General features: G+C 68.8%; 14 protein-coding genes. 3 read left to right on the top strand and 11 right to left on the bottom strand.

Annotated features, from left to right (window positions below; all coding sequences use genetic code 11):
- Nucleotide 1 precedes the first annotated feature (1 nt).
- Nucleotides 2-5,857, bottom strand: a complete 5,856-nt coding sequence (locus AB0O15_RS41845; RefSeq protein ID WP_364331586.1) for an acyltransferase domain-containing protein — start codon at nt 5,855-5,857, stop codon at nt 2-4.
- Between the two features lie 636 nt (nt 5,858-6,493).
- Between AB0O15_RS41845 and AB0O15_RS41840 the strand changes: the two genes are divergently transcribed.
- Nucleotides 6,494-6,658 (top strand): hypothetical protein, encoded by a 165-nt coding sequence (locus tag AB0O15_RS41840; RefSeq protein WP_364331583.1) that lies wholly within the window; start codon nt 6,494-6,496, stop codon nt 6,656-6,658.
- Nucleotides 6,659-6,703: 45 nt separating this feature from the next.
- On the opposite strand, the gene AB0O15_RS41835 is transcribed toward AB0O15_RS41840, so the two are convergent.
- From AB0O15_RS41835 to AB0O15_RS41790, 10 genes are all read right to left on the bottom strand, one after another.
- Complete coding sequence (locus AB0O15_RS41835) at nt 6,704-7,441, bottom strand: calcium-binding protein (RefSeq protein WP_364331580.1); 738 nt, start codon at nt 7,439-7,441, stop codon at nt 6,704-6,706.
- A gap of 355 nt (nt 7,442-7,796) precedes the next feature.
- Nucleotides 7,797-8,423: a nuclear transport factor 2 family protein gene (locus AB0O15_RS41830; protein ID WP_364331577.1), complete on the bottom strand. Its 627-nt coding sequence runs from the start codon at nt 8,421-8,423 to the stop codon at nt 7,797-7,799.
- A gap of 13 nt (nt 8,424-8,436) precedes the next feature.
- The gene (locus tag AB0O15_RS41825; protein ID WP_364331574.1) at nt 8,437-9,864 is read right to left on the bottom strand and encodes an aldehyde dehydrogenase family protein; all 1,428 of its coding nucleotides are present in this window, start codon (nt 9,862-9,864) and stop codon (nt 8,437-8,439) included.
- Nucleotides 9,854-10,537, bottom strand: coding sequence for a 3-oxoacid CoA-transferase subunit B (locus tag AB0O15_RS41820; protein WP_364331571.1), 684 nt, complete (start codon nt 10,535-10,537; stop codon nt 9,854-9,856). Before AB0O15_RS41820 ends, AB0O15_RS41825 begins: the two co-directional genes overlap by 11 nt.
- Entirely contained in the window at nt 10,534-11,196 is a 663-nt protein-coding gene (locus AB0O15_RS41815; protein ID WP_364331568.1) for a 3-oxoacid CoA-transferase subunit A, read from the bottom strand. The genes AB0O15_RS41820 and AB0O15_RS41815 overlap by 4 nt, the downstream gene beginning before the upstream one ends.
- Nucleotides 11,193-12,386: a thiolase family protein gene (locus tag AB0O15_RS41810; protein WP_364331565.1), complete on the bottom strand. Its 1,194-nt coding sequence runs from the start codon at nt 12,384-12,386 to the stop codon at nt 11,193-11,195. Before AB0O15_RS41810 ends, AB0O15_RS41815 begins: the two co-directional genes overlap by 4 nt.
- On the bottom strand, nt 12,383-13,342 hold the full coding sequence (locus tag AB0O15_RS41805) for an LLM class flavin-dependent oxidoreductase (RefSeq protein WP_364331562.1): 960 nt from the start codon (nt 13,340-13,342) through the stop codon (nt 12,383-12,385). The genes AB0O15_RS41810 and AB0O15_RS41805 overlap by 4 nt, the downstream gene beginning before the upstream one ends.
- Nucleotides 13,343-14,305 carry an ABC transporter substrate-binding protein gene (locus AB0O15_RS41800; protein ID WP_364331560.1) on the bottom strand — a complete coding sequence of 321 codons (963 nt, stop codon included), beginning with the start codon at nt 14,303-14,305 and terminating at the stop codon, nt 13,343-13,345. It abuts the gene before it with no gap.
- 123 nt (nt 14,306-14,428) lie between these two features.
- Nucleotides 14,429-15,292: a hypothetical protein gene (locus tag AB0O15_RS41795; protein WP_364331557.1), complete on the bottom strand. Its 864-nt coding sequence runs from the start codon at nt 15,290-15,292 to the stop codon at nt 14,429-14,431.
- Between the two features lie 35 nt (nt 15,293-15,327).
- Nucleotides 15,328-16,218 carry a DUF6282 family protein gene (locus AB0O15_RS41790; protein ID WP_364331554.1) on the bottom strand — a complete coding sequence of 297 codons (891 nt, stop codon included), beginning with the start codon at nt 16,216-16,218 and terminating at the stop codon, nt 15,328-15,330.
- Between the two features lie 199 nt (nt 16,219-16,417).
- Here AB0O15_RS41790 and AB0O15_RS41785 point away from each other — a divergent pair, with 199 nt between their 5' ends.
- A complete protein-coding gene (locus tag AB0O15_RS41785; protein WP_364331551.1) occupies nt 16,418-17,197 on the top strand; it encodes a helix-turn-helix domain-containing protein in 780 nt (259 codons plus the stop codon).
- 22 nt (nt 17,198-17,219) lie between these two features.
- Entirely contained in the window at nt 17,220-18,008 is a 789-nt protein-coding gene (locus AB0O15_RS41780; RefSeq protein WP_364331548.1) for an ABC transporter ATP-binding protein, read from the top strand.

Below are 18,008 nucleotides of genomic sequence, written 5' to 3'. Positions count from 1 at the left end.
GTCAGATGCGGGGCGCCGACCGAGACCAGGTAGGAGACGAGGCGCAGCCCGATGCCCCCATGCCACCGGTGACAAGGTAGGTCGCCTCGGCGTCCAGGAACGGGCGCCGATCGACCACCTCGAGGCCGGCCGCCTCCTTCTCGGTGGGCGCGGTCAGGACCAGTTTTCCCTCGTGCTGCCCGTTGGCCATGAACCGCAGTGCGTTCTCATAGTCGCCGTACGCGAAGGGCTTCACCGGCAGTGGCGGCACGGTGCCGTCCTCGATCAGCCGGAGGCATGCCTGGGCCAGGGCTCGGGCGTGAGCCGGGTCGTCATTCAGCAGACGGTCGACGTCGATCGCGGCGAACCGAAGGTTCTTCCGGAACACCGCGAGGCCAAGCGCGTTGTCGGCGTAGATGTCGACCTTGCCGATCTCGCAATGCCAGCCGCCGGGACGCAGCGCCCGCAGACACAGGGTGATGTGGTGCCCGGCCAGCGAGTTCAGCACCACATCGACGCCCTCGCCGTCGGTCGCCGCCATCAGCTCGTCGTACCAGGAGTAGCTGTGCGAGTCGAAGGCGGCCTCCACACCGAGATCGAGCAGGCGGGCACGCCGCTCCGGCGTGCCGGCCGTGGCGTACACCGTGGCTCCGGCGTGCCGGGCGAGCGCGATCGCGGCCTGGCCCACTCCACCCATCGCCGAATGGACGAGTACCCGTTGACCGGCGCGTAGCCGGGCCAGGTCGATCAGACCGTGGTACGCCGTCAGGTAGACCGACAGCACCCCGGCCGCCTGCTCCATCGTCAGCCCGGGCGGAGCGGGGAAGACGGCGTCGGCGTCGACGACGACGCGGTCACCGATGCAACCGCCCTTGAGGAACATCACCCGCTGGCCGGCGGTCAGGCCGCTCACCGCCCCGCCGGTGGCGACCACGGTGCCGCTGCCCTCCATGCCGACCTCCCGCCCGAGCGCAGAGTGCTCGTAGGAGGCAGGGGGCAACAGGTCCATGGTGACCATGACGTCCCGGAAGTTCAGCGCCGCCGCGGCGACATCGATGAGGACCTGGTGCGGCCCGGGTTCCCGCGGTGACTGCGTCCGCATCGACAGGCCGCCGAGCTGTCCGGGCGAATTCAGCATGAGACGGTACGGTCGGCCGATGTCGGCGGGGACGGTGGCGTGTCCACCGGGCTCGCGGGCGAGCCGCGGGGCGTAGAGCCGGCCCGATCGGATCGCCAGTTCCCGTTCGCGCACGTCGTGCCGGGCCAGCCAGTCCAGCACCGGCAGGTCTGCCGCGTCACCGACGTCGACCAGCCGTAGGTCCACCGAGATCCCTCGGTCGAACTCGTGACCGAGCGCCCGGACCGCCCCCCACAGGGCGGCACCCCGCGGCGAGTTGACGTCCAGAACGGATCGCCGGGTGACCACGGTCAGCCGGCACGGCACGGCCGGGAGTTGTGCCCGGGCGTTCGACAGCGCCTGCGCGAGCAGCAGAAACCGGGCCGTGAGTTCCGCGCCGGAGGGATCCGCGTCGTCCTCGCCGGTGCAGAAGACATCGATCGAGCACAGAGACCGCAGCCGCTCCTGGGTCGCATCGGAGTACAGCGACTGTGCGTCGAGCGAGTCGAGGGGCTCACCGCCGTCGCCGATGACCCAGCGCGGGCCGGCCTCCTCGGTAGGCCCGTCGTCGAACGGCTCGCCCGGTGAGCTCCACGCGGCAACCCGCTCGTCTCGGCAGATCAGAGTCCAGCCCGGTCCCGGCGGATCGAGCTCGCGATCCGGGTTCCGGATCACAGCGACGCCGCCCGGCACCAACAACCGCCGCAGGAAGGCCCATCCCGCATCGGTGAGCCTTGTCGTTCGGGCGTCCGCGAACACCGACTCGCACGCCGCCGCGCGCAGGAGCCCGGTGTCGAGATCGATGGAGTCCGGGTCCTCGAGGTCCGCGGTCGCGACACGTACCGCTGGACCTTGTTTGAACGCGTCGAACAACAGTTTGGTGCGCTCCGCGGTCGATCCGAGCAGCCACAGCTCGATCTGTTCAGGGCCGGGTGCACGGCTCAGGTACTCCGCGGCAGCCGTCCGATCCGGTTCGAGGGTCTGGCTGAACTCCGCCACCCGCCAGGTGCGGGCCGTGTCCCCGCGTGTTCCGGACGCCAGCGCGGTGACCACGGCGGACAAGGTCAGATCCTCGGCGGCCAGCTGGCTGAGCAGGCCGCGCGTGTCGGTCACGAACTTCGGCTGCCAGTTGATCACGAACTTGCTGCGTTCGATCACGTCAGCCTTGGGGTTGGCCATGAAGCTCGTGTACTCGGCCAGACGGGCCACGCGTTCGCCGGTGCCGGCGTCGTAGACGACCAGACTTCCGGTCCCCTGCTCGCCCAGCGCCAGGCTCAACTGGCCGAGCTCGTGCGCTGCCATCTCGCTCGGCGGAATGAAATGGCACACCAGGTGGCCCGAGGTGGGTAACCGGTCGATGGTCAGCCCGCGCATTCGCCGCGGAAAGCCGGAGATGTCGGAGCACTTCATCACGAAGTACAGGAAGGCCTGGAGGGCGCCGTCGAGCAGCGGCACGGCGAAGTGGTACCCGGCGTGCCGGCCGTCGCGCCAGAGCGCGTCGTCCAGCCGCAGATCCAACAGCAGTTCCTGGGTCGCGACATCGCGCTGTACCCGGGTTACCGGCTGGAAGTGCGGACCGTACTGGAAATAGTCGCCCAGTACCGCGTTGAGTTGTCCGTAGAAGGCTTCGCGCGAACCCATTCCGCCGTCCTCGGTGAACCGGGACCGGTCCAGGGTGGCCAGAACGTTTGACGGGTCCTCCGTGGGCGGCGTGCGGCGGACCCGCCCGGTGCAGTGCAAGGTGCTCTCACCGGTCGCGCCGTAGCTCAGAGACAGGATGCGGAACGAGTACTGACCAGGCTCGCCCGCCTCCGGTGTCAGCTCGGTCCGCAGGCGGAGCGCGACGTTCGTGACCGGGCAGGGCTGGTGGAACTCGACGTGGTCGAAGGAGGCGGGTGCACCGCCGAGCGCCTCCAGCACCATCTCGACGTACCCGGCCGCAGGCATGATGGGAGCGTTCTGTACGCGATGGTCGGTGAGCCAGGAGAAGTCCGCCGCGCTCATCCGCACCTCGAAGCGCGGGTGCTCGTCGGGCATCGCGCGGCCGATCAGTGGGCCCGCCGAATACAAGCCACGCTTGACCAGATGCATGTCATCGTGTGCCGGATCGAACGTCACCACGTCGTTCCTGGGATGGAGCGGCAGCAGGTGGCTGATCGACCGCGGGTTCGGGTACTGCGCGGCGAAGTCGAGGGCCACGCCCTGGCGGAACAGCGCGCCGAGCGTCTCGTGGAACGCCGCGCGGGAATCGGTGTCCCGGCGAAGGGTCGTCACCCGGGCTACATCGGCGGATTCCTCCAGACACTGGTGGACGGCGCTCAGCAACACCGAATGAGGCGCCACCTCGATGACCACGTTCGGCTCCAGTTCCGCTGCGGCGGCTTGCACCGCGGCCCGGAACCGCACGCGCTCACGGACGTTCGACCACCAGTAGGCCGCGTCCAACCGCTCGGTCGGACAGCCGGTAACGCTGGAGACAAAAGGTACCGACGGCGAGCGCAGGCGGTCAGCCAGGAAGGCCAGGCCCTCGCGCAGCGGCTGCTCGATCGGATCCATCGCCCGGGAGTGGAAAGCCACGTTGCCCCGCAGCATCCGGTGCGTTATCGCGCGCTGCCGCAGAGCCTCCGTCAGCGGGATCAGCGACGCCTCGGCCCCGCAGACCACCGTACTCACGGGTGAGTTCTCACATGCGATCTCGAGGCCGGCGTCCGGCAACTCAGCCAGCAGCGCCTCGGTGCCGGCCAGATCGAGGTCCACGGCCAGCATCCGGCCCGACCCGGCGGTGCGCTGCTGCAAAGTAGACCGGTGGAACGCCAGCCGGGCGGCGTCGGTCAGGCTCAGAATCCCGGCCGCGTACGCCGCGGCGACCTCGCCCGCGCTGTGGCCCACGACCCCATCGGCACGAACTCCCCACGAAGCCAGCAGGTCGACCAGGGCAGCCTCGATCATGAAGATCGCCGGCTGGGCGAGCCGGGTCTCGTCCAGTTTCCCCTGCGGTTCGTTGAAACAAGCTTCACGCAACGAATACCCGGCTTCGTGCTGCCACACGGCGTCGATGGCGTCGACGGTCCGGGCGAAGATCGGGGCGGTGGCGTAAAGCTCACGACCGCAGCCCGCCCATTGGGTTCCCTGGCCGGCGAAGACCATCAGGATGCGCCGCTCCCGTTTCCGCTCCTCGACCTCGGAGACTTCCGGGCGGTCGCGGACGAACGCGTCCAGTTGTGCGACGAGATCCTCCGGCCCCGTGGCGGCGAACGCCGTCCGGACTGGGAAGTGGGTCCGGCGGCGGCTAATGTTCGCGGCGAGCGTGTACACGTCGAACGGTGGCGAGCCGGCGAGCAGATCACGGTAGGCCGCAACGCTCTCCCGCAGCGCCTCAGGGGTACGGGCCGACAGCGGGAACAAGTAGCCGGCGTCAGGCGCCACCGGCCGGGAGTACATCGCCTCACGATCGGGGCGGTACTCGGCCAGTACAGCGTGACCGTTGACACCACCGAAGCCGAACGAATTGATACCGACCAGGGCCGGCCGGTCACCGAAGGCCTCGCTCGTCGTCTGCACTCGCAGTCCGGTGAAGTCGATATCGGGATTGGGCACCGCGAAATGGCTGGAGATCGGGGCGTACGCCCGGTGTTCGAACATCAGCAGCGTCTTGAGGAGGGCACAGGCGAAAGCCGCCGCCTCCATGTGCCCGACATTGCTCTTGACGCTCGCCACCCGCAGCGGGACAGACCTCGGCGGTTCACCGAAGACCTCGCGGATCGCGTTGCCCTCGATCCGGTCGCCGACCCGTGTCCCGGTCGCATGCGCCTCGAGGTAGTCCACGTCGCCGGGCGAGATTCCGGCTCGACCACACGCGCTCCGCATCAGATCCACCTGCGCATGCTGAGTCGGGGCGGTGATCATCCGCCCGGCTCCGAGACCCTCGGCGCCATCGGCCGCGCCGGCCGTGTTCACCGCCGTCCCGGCGACCACGGCCAGGATGCGATCTCCGTCGCGCTGCGCCGCGGCAAGCGGTTTGACCAGGTATACGAACGCGCCCTCCGAACGCATGTAACCGTTGGCCGCCGCGTCGAAGGAATGGCAGGCGCCGTCCGGGCTGATGACCCCGAGTTGCGCGAAGGCAGCACTGGTCAGGGCGCTGCCCAGATGGTTGGACGCACCGACCACGGCCTGGTCGCAGTCGCCGCCGGCAAGGGCGGTCACCGCCGCATGCAAGGCGGTCATCCCCGACGAGCACGCGGTCATGTAGGTGGCGGAAGGTCCCATCAAGTTGAAGGTGTACGAGATGCGACTGGCCAGCATGTCGGAGCTGGATCCGCTGACGCTGTATTCGTCCGGACCGAACAGCGGCCGCCAATTCGTGGACGAAGAATCCTGAGCTCCGATAAAGACACCGGTACGACTGTTGCGCAATCGCTCATGGCCCCAGCCGGCGTGCTCGAATGCCTCCCACGTGCAAGTCAGCAGCGTGCGGGACTGCGGGTCCATGGAATTGGCCTCAGGCACGGACACGCCGAACAAGCGGCTGTCGAACAGGTAGAAATCGTCTCCGGACAGCAGACCTTCATAGGAGGAGCCGAATCGATCGGGACCGGGCCGACCGGCGGATGGTTCGTATCCCGGGCCGTAGCGGCCGGCAATCGGCTCCCGGATGAACCCGCGCTGGCTCAGCAACTGCCAGAACTGGTCGGCGGTACGAATTCCCCCTGGCAGCCGGAACGCGTATCCGACGATGGCACATGCGGCGCTGTCTTCCACGATGACCTCGCTGAACGACGATGGGCCGGCGCCTCGAGCGTCCGCCGATGAGGAGAAGGGCGCTCGGGCCGGAGCCGGCGGACAAGTGGGATTGCTGCGACTTCCCGTATCAAGCAATCGCTGATGAGGAATTCTTCAAGCGCATTCGGCCGAGGTCCCCGGCTGGGATGGAAATGCGAGCCTTCGAAGACGACTGTGACCACGCAGCCCGGCCCAGCGGCCTCGGCTGGTTGAGCCGGGCAAGTCCGCTCGTAGCGGCTACCGCGGTGAGCAGAGCGGCGCGTTTGAAACGTTCCAATCACGTTCCATTTTTCTCCTCCTTCAACCGGACGTCTGCTGCCCTCATCGCTATGGACGATCCGGTGAGGCCGGAGTTCAGTGCGTCGCCAGTGAAAGTGTTCACAGTGGAGGGGCCGGCGATCGCGCAAAGACTCTCAGGCCGCACACCACAGGCTGCGTGTCGAGGAGCCGCTGTTACGGCGGCGACCAGGTCGTGCGAGCCCTCCGGAAGGCTCGGTGTCGTTCTTGATGAGGCCTAGGCTGAATTGGTCAGCCGCCGGCTGTCACGGACGCGACCAGGGCGGGCCGGTAACGGCCCGCCCTGAGCACGCCTTGTCTCTCAGACAACGGTTTACGGTGCTGATCGATCTGGTCCTGGATCTGCTGAGCGACCTGTTCGGCCGCCGACGACGCCGGCAGGTTGGACACCGCGCCCGAAGGAAGATCACCAGCAGCGCGAAGTTGACCAGCACGAACGGGATGTCGGCACACCTGATGCCCTGGTTGCCCACGCCGGCCTGATGAGTGGGACGGCGTGGGCGGTCCAGGAGTATCGGACCTGCGGTGTTACCTCGAACTGGTGCCGAGGCAGGTGTAGCCCAGCGCGAGCGGCAGGACGGTGAACACACCACCCTGGTTGGTGCACACCTCGCGAGCCTCACTCAGCCGCTGCTTGCTGGAGGGAACGAGGAGGAACGCGCAGGCGTACCCCAGCGGGTTCACCCTGAGGGAAAGCGTCCCTCCGCTGGCCAGGCAGAGTGCCGACGCGTTGGCCATGTCCGAACCCGGGCCGGATCCCGGCGGGGTGCTCGTGTTCTCGCAGTTGGCATGGATGTCGGGGTCCGGCGCGGGTCCCTGGCAGGTATCGGTGCCGAGCCCGCCGTCGAGGCTGTCCTGGCTGCCGTCGTTGGAGGCGCCGGCCAGGGTGTCGTTGCCGGCACTGCCGGAGATGGTGTCGATGCCCAGGCCGCCGGTGAGCGTGTCGTCGCCCGTGCCGCCGGTGAGGGTGTCGTTGCCGTCGCCGCCGTTGATCGTGTCGTCGAAGTCCGTGCCGGTGATCGTGTCGTTGCCGCCGTTACCGTTGATCGTCTTGCCGGGGTCGGTTCCGCCGCAGTCGATCGTGTCGTTGCCGGGACTTCCGGTCACGGTCGTGTCGGTCTGTGTGACGCCGGGGCCGACGACGCAGGGGGTGGCGGCGTAGGCCGCCGTCGCACCGCTGAACAGAGCGATCGGGAGAACAATGGCCAGGGCTGCACCGCCGGCGAGCATGCCGCGGCGAAGCCGATGGATCCGAGGGTGGTTCATGGTGGCGCCTCCAGTGCTGATCAGGTGCATGGATGGCCGCCCGAACCGGTCGCGTGATGCTGTCGCCGCCAGGCCCGAAAGGTCTGCTGGCGGGCGCATCGCGCTGACAGGAGAGGCTCGTGCAGACAGGCTGGTGTCACGCCGGGTATGCCTGCGTGGGATGCGTCCGCGAAACCCCGGCCTCGGGCAATCGTGGATTTGGCACACTGCCGAGGTCTGGGGTAGCAAGACGTAACGGTACGCCTACTGTGGAGCGACCGCATCCGGAGGGGCGGGACCTGGGCGCGTTCGCGGCGTTGCGCGCATCCAGGCGACCGCCACCGAACGGCGCCGCCAGGGCCCGCGGCGCTGACCGCTATCCCGGGCCGGCGAGCCAGGCGGTCTCGCCCTGGTGGAACGCGTCGAGCTCGGCCGGCCGGTCGTCGCCGAGCAGGTCCTGACTCACGGTCACACCGCGGGTCGACTGGATCCAGGTGAGGAACCGGTAGGACGGCCGGAGCCCAGCGAGCTGGGCCACGTCCACCGGGAGCACCTCACCCGCGTGGACGGGGCGCAGTTCGTCGCGCTCCAGCAGGACCTCGAAGCTCATCAGCCTCCACCGCCCGTCGTCCCGGACGGCTCGTGAGAAGAACCGGCAGTAGGCGTGGAAGTCGACCTCCACTCCGTCCACCGTGGTCCGGTTGAAGATCTTCGCCGGGCTCTCGACGGTCGCCCGGTCGCCCTCGACCCGCGCGTAGGCGGGGAAGACCCAGTGCTTGCTGTTCCCGGTCCGCGCCATCCACGCCTTCGTCGCCTCGACGTAGGCCTCGCCGCCACGTCCGTCGTACCACGTGGTCCGCACGTAGGCGTCGTCGTGGAAGCAGTCACGCATCACGTCGAAGAGTCGCTGGTCGCGGGCGAAGCGTTCCCGCCGCACCAGGTCGAAGAGCTCCTCGCGGTCCAGGAGGACGGCCAGCCGTTCGCTGTGGTCAGGGTTCACCATGTCGTCCTCTCGTTCACCGCGGATAGCCGAGCACGGCCTTCACCTCGAGGTACTCCTCGAAGCCGAACCGCCCGAACTCTCGTCCGTTCCCGGACTGCTTGTAGCCGCCGAACGGCAGGCTGCGGTCGAACGGAGCGCCGTTGAGGTAGACGCGTCCCGCACGGATGCGGTTGGCGACCCTGCGGGCGCGGTCAGGGTCCTTCGACTGTACGAAGCCCGCCAGCCCGAACGGCGTGTCGTTCGCGATCTCGACGGCCTCGTCCTCGGTCTCGTAGAGCAGGATCGAGAGCACGGGGCCGAAGATCTCCTCACGTGCGATCCGCATCTGCGGCGTGACGTCGCCGAACACGGTCGGGCGGACGTAGAACCCCTCGTCGAGTCCCTCGGGGCGCCCGGGGCCGCCGACCACGAGCGTCGCACCCTCGTCGATCCCCGACTGCATGAGCGCGGTGATCTTCTCCAACTGCGTCCGGCTCACCACGGGCCCCATCGTGGTCGACGGATCGAGCGGATCCCCGAGACGGACCTCGGCGACCGCCCGTCGTGCGGCGGCGTACGCCTCGTCGCGCTGCGAGCGGTGCACGAGCATCCGCGTGGGCGACTGGCAGTTCTGGCCGCCGTTGGTGAAGCAGGAGTGCACCCCGGCGACGACCGCGGACTCCAGGTCCGCGTCGGGCAGGATGATGTTGGCCGACTTGCCACCGAGCTCGAGCGCGACGCGCTTCACCGTGTCGGCCGCGAGCTTGGCGACCCTGATGCCGGCGCCGGTCGAGCCGGTGAGCGAGACCATGTCGATGCCGGGGTGCGCCGCGATGGCCTCACCGACGGCGGGACCGTCGCCGTTGACAAGGTTGAACACGCCGGGCGGCAGCCCGGCGTCGTGGATGACCTCGGCGAGCAGCATGGCGCTGAGCGGCGCGATCTCGCTCGGTTTGAGCACCACGGCGCATCCCGTGGCGAGGGCCGGGGCCACCTTCGACGCGACCTGGTTCAGCGGCCAGTTCCACGGCGTGATGAGACCGCAGACGCCGATCGGCTCCCGCCGTACGATTCCGACTCCCATCTCCTCCTCGAAGCGGTAGTCCGCGAGCACGCGGGCCGCCTCCTCGAAGTGGAACAGCGCCACCGTGGCCTGGCGTTCCGTCGAGAACGTGATCGGCGACCCCATCTCGCGGGTCATCGTCCGGGCGATCTCGGGCAGCCGAGCCCGGAAGCCGGAGATGATCCGCTCGAGGTGCTCCAGCCGTTGCTCCACGCTGACTTGCGAGTACGCGGTGAAGGCCTCGCGCGCCGCCACCACCGCGCGGTCGACGTCCTCGGCCGTCCCGAGGCTGATCGTCGCGAACGTCTCCTCGGTCGCGGGGTCGAGGACGCCCAAGGTCCGCGGCGCGGCCGGATCGACCCACGTACCCCCGATGTAGAACTGATTCCTAGTGAACATGTCGCTCCAAAGGGACATTGACGCGTGAGCGGAGCTCGGAGAACGAGATTCCCCACGTCTCCCGTACGAGGACCTGGTCCCCGCCGGTGATCTCGAACGTGGCGACGTCGGTATAGACCCGGTCCACGCACCGCAACGCGGTGAGCGGATACGTGCATCGACTGACGAGCTTCGGCTCGCCGGTCCTGGTGAACAGCGACATCATGACGAAGACCTGCTTGGCGCCCACGGCGAGGTCCATCGCCCCGCCGACCGCCGGGATCGCGTCGGGCTCGCCGGTGTGCCAGTTGGCGAGATCCCCCGATGCCGAGACCTGGTAGGCGCCGAGGACGCACAGGTCGAGGTGGCCGCCTCGCATGATGGCGAACGAGTCGGCGTGGTGGAAGTACGAGGCGCCGGGCAGCTCGGTCACCGGGAACTTGCCGGCATTGATCAGGTCGGGATCGATCGCGTCGCCCGTAGCCGCCGGCCCCATGCCGAGCATGCCGTTCTCGGTGTGGAGGACGACCCCCGACGCCGGGGAGAGGTGGTCGGCGACGGTTGTGGGCTGACCTATGCCCAGGTTGACGTACGCCCCGCGGGGAATGTCGCCCGCCAGCACCCGGGCCATCTCGTCCCGTCCCAGCGGGCCACGGCCGGTGTGCTCGACGATGCTCGGAGACACCACGCTCATGACGACACCCGCACGATCCGGTCGACGTAGATGCCTGGGGTGACCACGGCCTCGGGATCCAGCACTCCCGGCTCGACGATGTGCTGCACCTGCACGATGGTGGTCGTCGCGGCCGTAGCCATGACGGGAGCGAAGTTGCGTGCCGTCTTGCGGTAGACGAGGTTTCCGAGGGTGTCCGCGGTGTGGGCGCTGATGAGCGCGACGTCGGCGGCGATGGGCAGCTCGAGGACGTACGTCCGGCCGTTGATCTCGCGGGTCTCCTTTCCCTCCGCGAGGAGGGTCCCGACTCCGGTGCGGGTGTAGAACCCGCCGATCCCGGCTCCGGCGGCGCGCATACGCTCGGCCAGGTTCCCCTGCGGCGCGACCTCGAGCTCGATCTTCCCGCCGCGGTACAGCTCGTCGAAGACCCAGGAGTCCGTCTGCCGGGGGAACGAGCACACGATCTTGCGCACCTGCCCGGCCGCGAGCAGCGCCGCGAGCCCGGTGTCCGCGTTGCCCGCGTTGTTCGACACGACGGTGAGGTCTCGTGCTCCCTGCCGGATCAACGCGTCGATCAGGTCGAACGGCATGCCGGCCGTGCCGAAGCCGCCGACCAGCACCGTCGACCCGTCGGCGATGCCGCTGACCGCCTCGTCGGCGGAGGCGCAGAGCAGCGTCATGCGACGTTCTCGAGCACGACCGCCAAGCCCTGACCCACACCGATGCAGATGGCGGCCACGCCCCATCGTTCACCGGACTCCACGAGCCGCGCCGCCAGGGTCCCGAGAACACGCCCGCCCGAGGCGCCCAGTGGGTGCCCGATGGCGATCGCCCCGCCCTTGGCGTTGACGACCCCGGCGTCCCGCAGCCCGAGCCCGAGCCAGGCGTCGATACAGGCGATCGACTGGACGGCGAACGCCTCGTTCAGCTCGACGGCGCCGACGTCGTCCCAGGTGATGCCGGCCCGCCCGAGCGCGTCGTTGGCCGCCTCGACCGGGGCGTAGCCGAACCGCTGCGGCTCCAGCGCCGCCCAGCCGCGACCGGCGATCCGCGCGACCGGGTCACGACCGATGGTCGCGGCCGCGCTCGCCGAGCCCAGCAGGACCGCGCTCGCGCCGTCGTTCAACGGTGAGCAGTTGCCGGCGGTGATCGTCCCGTCGGGCCGGAACGCCGGCTTCAGCCCGGCCAGCGCCTCGACCGAGGTGCCGGCCCGGATGCTCTCGTCCTGGACCAGGTCGGCGCCGGCGACGGGCACCACGAGGTCGTCGTAGAAGCCCTTCTCCCACGCCTCCGCCGCGAGGCGGTGCGAGCGAGCGCCGAACTCGTCCTGCCGCTCGCGCGAGATCGAGAACTTCTCCTGGAGCTGCTCGTTGCACTCGCCCAGCGAGGCGGTCCAGTCGGCCGGCATCCGCTCGTTCACCAGGCGCCAGCCCAGCGTCGTGGAGACCGCGGTGACGTCGCCGGCCGGGAACCGGCGCGACGGCTTCGGCAGGACCCACGGCGCCCGCGTCATCGACTCCACGCCTCCGGCGATCGCGATCTCCGCGTCGTCGACCTCGATCATGCGTGCGGCCATCATGGCGGCGTCCAGCGACGAGCCGCAGAGCCGGTTCACCGTGGTGGCGGTCACCGAGACGGGCATGCCCGCCAGTAGCACGGCCATCCGGCCGACGTTGCGATTGTCCTCGCCGGCGCCGTTGGCGTTGCCCCAGAACACGTCGTCGACCCGGCCGGGGTCCAGGCCCGGCGAGCGGTCGAGCAGTCCCTTCAGCGCGGTCGCGGCCAGATCGTCGGTCCTCGTGTCGGCCAGGGCTCCGTTGAACCGGCCGAACGGGGTCCGGACCGCCGTGTACACGAATGAGCTGCTCATCGGGTCGTCTCCACTTCCTGCCCCACCTCAGGAGGCGTGCCGTGCCAGTTCGGGAGGACGTGCCGCCCGACGAGGTCGAGCGTGTGGCGGGCAACGTCCGGCGGCGTGCCGAACGGGGCGACCCGCAGCTGGACCGACGTGACCCCCGCCCGGACGTACCGGGCGATCGTGGCGTCGATCTCGTCGGGCGTACCCACCATGGGGAGTTCCAGCTCGGCCGGGCCGTCCGCACCCATCCATGAGCCCCGCTCGGTGTAGTAGTCGGTCGCGGCCTTCAGGTGGCGCGCGGCGAGCTCGCGGGCCGTGGCGGCATCCTCGTGGACGACGCAGAACCTGGTGGTGGCGACCACTCCCCCGGTCTCGCCGCGACACGACCAGTAGGCCGCCGACTGCTTGATCAACAGGTCGTCGCAGTAATTCGTCGCGCCGTAGAATCCGTCGGCGAGCGTCGCGGCCCGACGGGCCGAGGCCGGCACCTTGCCACCCACCAAGATCTGCGGCCCGCCGCGCTGCACCGGTGGTGGGATCGCCACCTCGGCGGACCAGGCGTCGCGCAGCAGCTTCAGCGTGGCGTCGAAGGCCGCGCCGGCCGGACCCGACGCGGGCAGCCCGACCCGTTGGGCGACCTCCGGGCCGCCGAGCCCGAGGCCGAGGGTGAGCTTCCCGCCGCACAGCTGGTCGAGCAGCGCAGCCTCATAGGCCAGCTTCCGCGGACTGTACGCGCGCAGGAGCAGCACCGCTGATCCCAGCGCCAGGGACGTCCGTCCGGCCAGATGTCCCAGGACCACCAGGGCGGACGGGAGGTGGAACGGCTGAGAGGCCGCGTGATAGCTCTCCCCCACCCACGCGGAGTCGAAACCGTGCTGCTCCGCGCGGGCGAGCAGCCTGACCGTGCGATCCATCTGTGGACGGACCCGCTCCTGGGAGCTCAGGTCGAGCGCGACCCCCAGCCGCATTCAGCGGGCGCTCTCTGCTCGCTTGGTGACGTCGTCGTAGGAGAACTCGTTGATCGCCTTGAACATCTCGTCGGTGTAGATCTCCTTCGCCGGGAACTTCTTGATCAGTCCGGCCGAGGCCATGAAGTCGAGCGAACGGGTGAACGCGGCCTCGTCGATCCGGCCCAGGGCCTTGTCGTCGAAGCCCTGTCCGTCCAGGCGTACCTGGAGGACCTTGATCCCGTCAGCCAGCGCCTTCTCCTCCGGGCCGGATCCGCGGGTCTCCGGGTGGAGCTTCCACAGGTCGCGGATGGCGGCCTCGGGGTTGGCCTTGGCGAAGACGAACGCCTTCGCCACCGCACGACCGAACCGTTGGAGGACGTCCTTCTTGGCCTCGAGGTTCTTCCGGGTCGTCGCGAAGCCGCCGCCCCACGCCTCCGCCGTCTCGTTGACCGGAAGCGGCGTCAGGGTGACGCCGGCGTTCTTGACGGCCTGGTACTGGATGTCCCAGAGCGCCAACGCATCGACCTGGCCGCTCTTGATGGCGTTGATCTGCTGGGCGCCGGCACCGATCGGCACCAGGCTGGCCGCGTTCTCGTTCAGCCCGTTGAGCTTCATCGCAGTCCGGGCGAACGTCGCGCCGGAGCTCGCGACCGCGGTGACGCCGATCTTCTTACCCTTCAGGTCGGCGATGCTCTTCACGTCCGAACCGTCCGGCACCTGCAGGCTGTAGATCCACTTCGGCCAGTAGGAGCTGAAGTAGGCCAGGTTCAGATCCTTGTCGTGCCCGATGGCCACGGGCTCGACCGTCATGAGGCCGAGGTCGGCCCCGCCGCCGGCGACCTGCTGCGCTGCCTGGGTGGCCGACGGGAACAGGTTGGTCGTGACCGTCAGGCCCTCCGCCTCGTAGAAGCCCTCGGCCTCCACGACGGCCATCACCGCGAAGCCGGCGTTCCAGCTGGGGGACGCCATCGCGAACTTCACCGACGTCAGCCCGCCTGACTCGGCCGAGTCGTCGGATCCGCTGCCGGAGCCGCACGCGCTCAGCATTACGGCCGCACACAGGACGGCGGCTGCAACTCCTCGTATCTTCACAATGGAACCCTCCTATAACGGGAGCGGGTAGGTGTCTTCGTTGAGCACTCGGCCCGGCGTCCGGGAGAAGTCCAGACGCGGCGGACAGAAGATGTCGATCAGCTGGTTGGTCCCCGAGCCCACGGCCTCGCTGGTGTGGATCATGGGCGGAGGGATCACGGCCACCGAAGGGCTGCCGCAGCGCAGGTGCCGGTCCTCGCGCCACTCGCTGCGACGTTTCGACCACGGGGTACGCAGGTGGTGGACGTACTCCCCCTCCACGGCGAGCGAGCACTGCTCGAAGTCGTCGTGGTCGTGCGGCGAGAGGCTGTCAGGATCACGCGGACCGATCCTGGGCGCCAGGAAGTTGACCATGAAGGTGCTGCACCGCACGATCTGGCCCGGGCGGACGGCGTCCTGCGTCACCTTCAGGTCGGCCAGTCGGTAGGGCCGGATGCGATAACCCTCCGGCGGGTCCGGCCACGGCTCGAACGGCCTGACGTTCGGGTGCGGCTCCGCGTACGAATCCCGGTTGCGCGCCTTGTCCAGCAGGTCGGTGGACCGGGAGCTGAACAGCCGCACGACGGTGCAGTCGTCGACGCCGACGATCGCACTGCGGCCCGGCGGGACCATCACCACCGCCTTGCCCGAGACCGACGTGACCTCCCGCGACGCACGGACCTCGACGCTGCATTCCTCGTAGGGGAGGATCGCGACGTACTCGTCCGGCTGATCATCCCGCTCCAGCACGTCGCCGGCGACCAGCGTCGTGTGGGCGAGCACGAAGTTGTGTCCGCGGAAGTACCACGTCGACGATCCGCCCGGGGTCGTCTCGTCGGGATCGCCCGAACCGAGGTCGGAGAACTCCACGTCGGGCGGGGTGGCCAGGGTGGTCATCGCCTGTCCTTTCGGGTCAGCGGCAAGATGCCGGTTCAGTCGTCCAGGCCGAGCAGGAAGGCCGGGTTGTCGCAGAAGATCTGCCGCAGCGACCCCTCGTCCAGGCCGAGGTCCAGCAGCGCGGTCGCGACGCGGATGTAGGAGTCCACCGGCAGCGGCCGACCCTTCTGACCGAGGTCGGAGGCGATCACGGTGTGCTCCGGGCCGATCTTCTCGATCCAGTCCAGGAGGATCTTCGGGTCCCACTTCTTGGTCCCCTCGGGGTCGTAGAAGCCGGTCTCGTGCTCGACGAACGCTCCGTAGCCGACAAGCTCACGGCACTTCGCCTCGTCCGCACCGATGACGTAGTCGGGATGGTTGAGCAGCATCCGGGTGACACCCTTGTCCTTGGCCGCGGCAAACAGCTGGGTGATCGACTCGGTCTCCATGTGACCGCCGGTCACCATCGCGCCGCTCTCCTTCACCAGGTCGAGCACCTCGTGGACCTGAGGGATGAGCTCACCGTCCTCCTGGTGGATGTCGACCCGGGACGACGGCACCTCGACGCTCGCCGTGGGGAAGCCGACGCCCTCCGGATGGCAGTCGATGTGCCGGCCGGCCGAGAACGTCGGAAACCACACGGCCCTGCCCCCCATGCGCAGTGACATGGCCACCGCTTGCGGGTTGATGCCGCCGACCATGCTGTTCAGGGTTATCCCGCCGAAGACCGGGGTGCTGATCTTCGCCAGCCGGTCGCTCATCGCGAGCAGGTCCATGACGGTGTTGTGATGGTGGGACTTCACCAGCACACCCCGCATGCCGAGCCGCTCGCCGTCCTTGCCGGCCTCGGCATGGTCGATGCGTCGAGGGAACGGGTTCGGGCCGGAATGGCAGTGCAGGTCAACGCAGCCGTTCAGCAGCTTGACGATCGCGGACGTGTCAGTCATGAAGTCTCCAGGCGTCGGCGTTGTTCGCATCACAGACTGAGAGTTCGCTATCCGGTCTGTCAAGGAAGTGTTTCGGATGGTGCTTCCGCGAAACCCGCAGGAAAACCTTGCAGGGAGATGTGCGTGGTGCTTACCCTCCGTCCGTACTGCGAACAACAGGCACGCTTCGTGGACACTCAACGGGACGGGGTGAGAGCCAATGGCGGAGGACCAGGTCGACGAGCCGGTGACTGCTCGCGAGCAGGACATCCAGGCGGTGAGCCGGACCGCGCAGATACTCGGACTGTTCAGTCCGGAGACTCCGGAACTCTCCGTCGCGGAGGCCACTCGCCGGCTCGGTCTGAAGCGGACCACGGTGCACCGCTACTTCAGCTCGATGATCAGCTCCGGCCTGCTCGAGCGCGTGGAGGACTCCGCACTCGTCCGTCCCGGACGGTCGATCCTTCAGCTCGGCAGCTTCACGCTGGGACAGCAGCGCATCATGCAGATGGCGCCGGCCTACCTGCGCGAGCTCGCGCTCGAGATCAAGATCAGCATCGTGCTGTCGCTGTGGGGCACCTCCGGACCGGTGGTCTCGCTGGTGGAGGAGGCCGACCATCCCACCCTGGTGACGGTGCGCGTGGGCTCGCAGCTCGCCCTGAACTCCTCGCAGGCCAAGGTGTTCCTGGCCTTCCTACCCGACCAGTTCCACGCCGACCGGCTCACCGGCAGCCTCCCCGAGCCCCAGCGCACCGAGACTCGCCGTCGTATCGAGGCGATCCGACAGGCCGGCATGAGCAGCGCCGTCAACCACCGCGGCATCTGCGTCCTCGCGGCGCCGGTGTTCGCGGCGACCGGGATCTGCGCCACGATCGCGGCCGTCGGCACCGAGCGGATGCTGCCGGAGGCGCTGGACTCCCGAGAGGCCACGGCGTTGAAGGCCGCCTGCAAGCGACTGACCAAGGAGATGGGCGGCACGTGGCCCGAGGCGACCGACTAATCACAGGTGAGGAATGACGGACATGCCGACCAGCACCGACACCGACTGCGTGATCCGCTTGGACTCGCTGTCCATGCTCTACCCGACGAAGTCCGGCGGGACCGTCCAGGCCCTCGACGACGTATCCCTCAGCGTCCGAGCCGGTGAGTTCATCTCCATCGTCGGCCCCAGCGGCTGCGGCAAGAGCACGCTGTTGCGGATCATCATGGGCCTGTCCCGTCAGACCTCCGGACAGGTCACCTTCGGGCCGTCGGAGGACACCCACCGCAACCAGCTCGGGATGGTGTTCCAGCAGCCGCTGCTGCTGCCGTGGCGCACCGTACGGAAGAACCTGCTGACGTCGCCGGACCTTCACCGGCTCCGGGACGCCGGGACCCACGCGAAGGCCGACGAGCTGCTGGTGATGCTCGGCCTGGAGGAGTTCGGCGACCGGTACCCCAACGAGCTGTCCGGCGGGATGCAGCAGCGGGTCGGGATCGGCCGCGCCCTGATGCACGACCCGCGCATCCTGCTCATGGACGAGCCGTTCGGCGCCCTCGACGCGATGACCCGCGACCAGATGGGACTGGACCTGCTGAAGATCTGGGACCAGGACCGCAAGACCGTGCTGTTCGTGACGCACAGCATCCCCGAGGCGGTGCTCCTCGCCGACCGCGTCGTGGTCATGACACCGCGACCCGGCCGGTTGGCCGACGTCGTCGAGGTCGCGCTCCCTCGACCCCGGCGGATCGAGAACGTCAACACACCCGAGTTCGGCGAGATCGTCCTGAAGATCCGCAAGCTGCTCGACTCCGAGCACAGCGCCCACTAG

This window comes from Actinoplanes sp. NPDC089786 (assembly GCF_040684855.1).
Lineage (GTDB): Bacteria > Actinomycetota > Actinomycetes > Mycobacteriales > Micromonosporaceae > Actinoplanes.
The sequence above is the reverse complement of the archived record's forward strand: the minus strand, read 5'-3'. Positions and strand labels throughout refer to the sequence as shown.

Bases quoted from the DNA above. Each gene is read 5' to 3' on its own strand.
- AB0O15_RS41830 (WP_364331577.1), bottom strand. From the start codon at position 8,423: ATGGTGAACCCTGACCACAGCGAACGGCTGGCCGTCCTCCTGGACCGC.
- AB0O15_RS41795 (WP_364331557.1), bottom strand. From the start codon at position 15,292: ATGACCACCCTGGCCACCCCGCCCGACGTGGAGTTCTCCGACCTCGGT.
- AB0O15_RS41805 (WP_364331562.1), bottom strand. From the start codon at position 13,342: ATGCGGCTGGGGGTCGCGCTCGACCTGAGCTCCCAGGAGCGGGTCCGT.
- AB0O15_RS41820 (WP_364331571.1), bottom strand. From the start codon at position 10,537: ATGAGCGTGGTGTCTCCGAGCATCGTCGAGCACACCGGCCGTGGCCCG.
- AB0O15_RS41780 (WP_364331548.1), top strand. From the start codon at position 17,220: ATGCCGACCAGCACCGACACCGACTGCGTGATCCGCTTGGACTCGCTG.
- AB0O15_RS41810 (WP_364331565.1), bottom strand. From the start codon at position 12,386: ATGAGCAGCTCATTCGTGTACACGGCGGTCCGGACCCCGTTCGGCCGG.
- AB0O15_RS41825 (WP_364331574.1), bottom strand. From the start codon at position 9,864: ATGTTCACTAGGAATCAGTTCTACATCGGGGGTACGTGGGTCGATCCG.
- AB0O15_RS41785 (WP_364331551.1), top strand. From the start codon at position 16,418: ATGGCGGAGGACCAGGTCGACGAGCCGGTGACTGCTCGCGAGCAGGAC.
- AB0O15_RS41815 (WP_364331568.1), bottom strand. From the start codon at position 11,196: ATGACGCTGCTCTGCGCCTCCGCCGACGAGGCGGTCAGCGGCATCGCC.
- AB0O15_RS41835 (WP_364331580.1), bottom strand. From the start codon at position 7,441: ATGAACCACCCTCGGATCCATCGGCTTCGCCGCGGCATGCTCGCCGGC.
- AB0O15_RS41790 (WP_364331554.1), bottom strand. From the start codon at position 16,218: ATGACTGACACGTCCGCGATCGTCAAGCTGCTGAACGGCTGCGTTGAC.